The sequence below is a fragment of the Robertmurraya kyonggiensis genome, assembly GCF_005116465.1.
Classification (GTDB): Bacteria; Bacillota; Bacilli; order Bacillales; family Cytobacillaceae; genus Robertmurraya; species Robertmurraya kyonggiensis.
In genome coordinates, this window is sequence record NZ_SWBM01000016.1 from 1 (window position 1) to 4,351 (window position 4,351).

Below are 4,351 nucleotides of genomic sequence, written 5' to 3' on the forward strand. Positions count from 1 at the left end.
AAGGAGAAAAACAAGCCCATGAAGACTACTACCTTCAAGAAGAAGAAGAACAAGGCTGAGCTGAAGTGTTTTACTTGTGGTGAGCTGGGACACTTCTCCAAGGATTGTCCAGATCGTGCAGACCGCAAGGGAAACAAAGCTAAGGAGCCCAAGGATGTCAACATGGTGACCATTGGCAATACTGATGGGTATGGTAATTTACCTACCGTACTTTCAGTTTTTCAATCCACGAGTTGGTGGCTTGATACGGGTGCTAATGTTCATGTGTGTGCTGACATATCCATGTTTTCTTCTTACCAGTTTATCCGGGATTCTTCCGTGCTGATGGGCAATGGGTCACATGCTTCTGTTCATGGTGTTGGCATGGTCGATCTGAAGTTTACTTCGGGAAAGATCGTGCAGCTGAACAACGTGCAGCATGTCCCCACTATCAATAAGAATCTTGTGAGCGGGTCGGTCCTGATCAAGGACGGGTTTAAAGTAGTGTTAGAGTCCAATAAATTTGTCGTGTCAAAACATGGACAATTCGTTGGTAAAGGCTATGATTGCGGAGGCTTGTTCCGCTTTTCTCTTGCTGATTTTTGTAATAAGTCCGTGAACCATATTTGTGGCACTATTAGTGATGATGCGAGCATTTGGCATTCACGTTTATGTCATGTGAATTTTGGTTTGATGTCTCGGCTTTCCAGCATGTGTTTAATTCCGAATTTCACCATTGCCAAAGGTTCTAAGTGTCATAGTTGTGTGCAATCGAAACAACCTCGGAAGCCTCACAAGGTAGCCGAGGAGAGACACTTGGCACCACTAGAACTCATACATTCTGATCTTTGCGAGATGAATGGTGTGTTGACAAAGGGTGGAAAGAGATACTTCATGACGTTAATAGATGATGTGACTAGATTTTGCTATGTTTATTTGTTGCAAACTAAGGATGAAGCATTAGACTACTTTAAAATCTATAAGGCTGAAGTAGAAACCAACTTGAGAGAAAAATCAAAAGAATTAGGTCGGATCGCGGTGGCGAATACTTTTCAAAGTCGTTTGATTTATTCTGCGAAGAACACGGCATTATTCATGAGAGGACGCCTCCCTATTCCCCCCAGTCAAACGGGGTTGCCGACAGAAAGAACCGAACCTTGACTGACTTGGTTAACGCCATGTTGGATACCTCGGGACTTTCTAGGGAATGGTGGGGTGAGGCTATATTGACAGCATGTCATGTCCTAAACCGTGTACCTCCAAAGAATAAAGAGAAGACACCATTCGAGGAATGGGAAAAGAAAAGGCTAACGCTTTCCTACTTGCGTACTTGGGGTTGTTTGGCCAAAGCATGTGTGCCCATCAACAAGAAGCGCAAACTTGGACCTAAAACTGTAGATTGTGTTTTTCTTGGTTATGCTATTCATAGCGTTGGATATAGATTCTTGGTAGTGAACTCTGGAGTACCTGACATGGCGGTCGGTACAATTTTTGAGACCAGAGATGCTACGTTCTTTGAGAACATGTTTCCAATGAAAAATGGAACAAGTTCATCTAGGCAAGAGATTATCGAGGATGATATCTCTGCCGAACCGATTGTACACGATGAATTCTCTCATGTGAGACATCCTGAGGAGGATAACAATGAAGCTCCTAGAAGGAGTAAGAGACAGAAGACTGCAAAGTCTTTTAGTGATGATTTCATTATATACCTCGTGGATGACACGCCTAGGACCATTAAAGAGGCATATTCAACTCCTGACGCTGACTATTGGAAGGAAGCTGTCAGAAATGAAATGGACTCTATCATGACTAATGGTACCTGGGAGGTTGTTGATCGCCCTTATGGATGCAAGCCTGTGGGATGCAAATGGGTGTTCAAGAAAAAGCTTAGGCCTGATGGTACTATCGAAAAGTACAAGGCTAGGCTTGTGGCCAAGGGTTATACCCAGAAAGAAGGAGAGGACTATTTTGACACTTACTCACCTGTTGCTCGTTTGACCACTATTCGAGTGCTACTCTCACTGGCAGCCTCCTATGGGCTTCTCGTTCATCAAATGGACGTGAAGACAGCTTTCCTAAATGGGGAGTTGGAAGAGGAGATCTATATGGATCAGCCTGATGGGTTTGTGGCAAATGGTCAAGAGGGAAAGGTGTGCAAGCTGTTGAAGTCTCTGTATGGTCTCAAGCAAGCACCTAAGCAGTGGCATGAGAAGTTTGACAAAACTCTAACCTCTGTTGGTTTTGTTTCAAACGAAGCCGACAAATGTGTGTACTATCGTTTTGGTGGAGGTGATGGAGTGATTCTGTGTCTGTATGTGGATGACATACTGATCTTCGGGACTAACCTTAGTGTGATTAAGGAAGTCAAGGATTTTCTCTCTCAGAGCTTTGAGATGAAAGATCTGGGAGAGGCCGATGTTATCCTCAATATCAAGCTGGTAAAGGATGGAAATGGTGGGGTGACTCTGTCACAGGCCCACTATGTGGAGAAGATGTTGAGTCGCTTTGGCTACAGCGACTACAAGTCTGTCTCAACTCCTTATGATGCCAGTCTGATATTGAAAAAGAATAAAAGGATAACGAGAGATCAACTGAGATACTCTCAAATAATTGGTTCATTGATGTATCTAGCCAGCGCTATGAGGCCTGACATCGCATATGTTGTGAGCAAATTGAGTCGGTTTGTTTCAAACCCGGGCGATGATCACTGGAGAGCTCTTGAAAGAGTAATGCGCTATCTAGTAGGAACAATGGACTATGGAATTCATTATACCGGGGACCCTAAGGTTCTAGAAGGGTATTGTGATTCGAACTGGATATCAGATGCTGATGAGCTCAAGGCCACGAGTGGTTATGTGTTCACACTCGGAGGTGGCGCTGTTTCCTGGAAGTCTTGCAAGCAGACCATCTTAACGAGGTCAACAATGGAAGCAGAACTCACAGCACTGGATACCGCCACAGTTGAGGCCGAATGGCTTCGTGAACTCCTTACTGACCTGCCGATAGTTGAAAAACCGATACCGGCAATTCTGATGAACTGTGATAATCAAACTGTGATTATCAAGGTGAACAGTTCTAAGGACAACATGAAGTCATCCAGACATGTGAAAAGGCGGTTAAAGTCTGTCAGGAAACTGAGAAACTCCGGAGTTATAGCCTTGGATTATATTCAGACGGCTAAAAACCTGGCAGATCAATTCACAAAGGGTCTTTCACGCAATGTGATAGACTATGCATCTTTGGAATTGGGCTTGAGACCCACGTGAGTTACTCTATGGTCGAAACCTATTCTGTGTGATCGGAGATCCCGTGAAGCAGGATGGAGCAACAAGCTTTAGTGTAACTGAGAGAAGAGAACCTTTAATAAAGGCTCATTCCATGAGAAGATGCATTTCTCTTCAACCCTGTAAGGTAGGATGGTTTATACCTTAATGTGCTCCAAGTGGTTTCATGGAACAAGGCAGTTGTTTCATTGAAACAGAGATGTTGTCCTACAGAACATCTTTAAGGAACACACCTATATGAGCCTGACTACTGGTCATAGTCTATGAGATTTGGGTGATCTCTAGAAACTCATGAAAGGCATGGAGTATGACCCATAAGCTCCAAAACAGCGGGGATGCTACTGCAGCCTAGTATCAGTGTAGAGCTCTGGTGAAACTTGTTTACACGTGCACATGGATTGTTTCACTCACTATAGTCATGCAAATATTTGTGAATTTAATTATAACCTTTGGAATTAAAATATGGCCTATTGCAGATAATTATCCAACAATCCAGAAACCTGATTTTAGTGATAATTATTTTGATAGGTTTTCGGTTGCTCAATTTGCTTCATCCATTAAGCCAAACACTTTTGACGGTACAAATTTTGTGAGTTGGCGTGAACGAATGGTACTGTGGTTAACCACCATGGGCATCATGGATGTGGCGCAAGGGAAGCCCGAACAATGCACCTCCGAGCAGGGAAGTGCGTTCGAGGTTAAAGATAATCTCTTCCGCGGATGCATCCTTGGTGTGATTGCCCCACATCTGATTAATCCCCTTCTTAAGAAGAAGTCTGGGAAAGAGATGTGGGACGCCCTTGATGCTCAGTACGGGGTGTCTGATGCTGGCAGTGAGCTGTATCTCATGGAGCAGTTCCTAGACTACAGAATGGTGGAAGACCGTCCTATGGTGAAACAAGCTAATGAATTGCATGTGCTAGCAAAAGACCTCGGCTGTTGCAACAAAGAGAACCCTTGTGTGCTGCCCGACAAGTTTGTGGCCGGAGGTATCATCTCCAAGCTGCCACCTTCTTGGAGGGACTTTGCTACTTCTCTGAAACACAGGAGGCAGGAGTTCACGATTGATGGACTCATTGGCACTC

General features: G+C 44.2%; 3 protein-coding genes. All 3 read left to right on the forward strand.

Going from position 1 to position 4,351, the window contains the following annotated elements; all coding sequences use genetic code 11:
• On the forward strand, nucleotides 1-1,140 hold a 1,140-nt coding region (locus tag FA727_RS25490), incomplete at its 5' end, for a hypothetical protein (protein WP_206663857.1).
• 5 nt (nucleotides 1,141-1,145) lie between these two features.
• Entirely contained in the window at nucleotides 1,146-3,248 is a 2,103-nt protein-coding gene (locus FA727_RS25495) for a Ty1/Copia family ribonuclease HI (protein ID WP_158318955.1), read from the forward strand.
• A 436-nt stretch (nucleotides 3,249-3,684) separates the two neighbouring features.
• On the forward strand, nucleotides 3,685-4,351 hold a 667-nt coding region (locus FA727_RS25500), incomplete at its 3' end, for a gag-polypeptide of LTR copia-type domain-containing protein (RefSeq protein ID WP_158318956.1).